Annotated in this window: 1 protein-coding gene; it reads left to right on the top strand. The window is 60.1% G+C overall.

What is annotated here, in order from left to right; translation table 11 throughout:
- Nucleotides 1–270, top strand: a 270-nt coding sequence (locus AACV31_RS19190) for a putative peptidoglycan-binding domain-containing protein (protein WP_304505151.1), incomplete at its 5' end; no start/stop codon positions are given.
- Between the last annotated feature and the right edge of the window lie 8 nt (nt 271–278).

Here is a 278-nt window from a genome sequence, read left to right on the forward strand (position 1 = left end):
TCCGTGGCGGGCAGGATGCTTCAGCGTGCCCTGAACGTGTTCAACATGCGTGGAACGCTCTACCCCGATATGAGCGTTGACGGCCGTATCGGCCCGCGCACGATCAACGCGCTACAGGCTTATCTGAATAAGCGCGGTAAGGATGGCGAGCGTGTGATGCTGGTGGCGCTGAACTGCCAGCAGGGCGAGCGCTATATCGAACTGGCCGAACAGCGACCGGCGAACGAGTCGTTCGTCTATGGCTGGCTGAAAGAGCGTGTGGCGGTGTAACCCTTTCT

The organism is Cronobacter sp. EKM101R, from assembly GCF_963888145.1.
GTDB lineage: Bacteria > Pseudomonadota > Gammaproteobacteria > Enterobacterales > Enterobacteriaceae > Cronobacter > Cronobacter turicensis.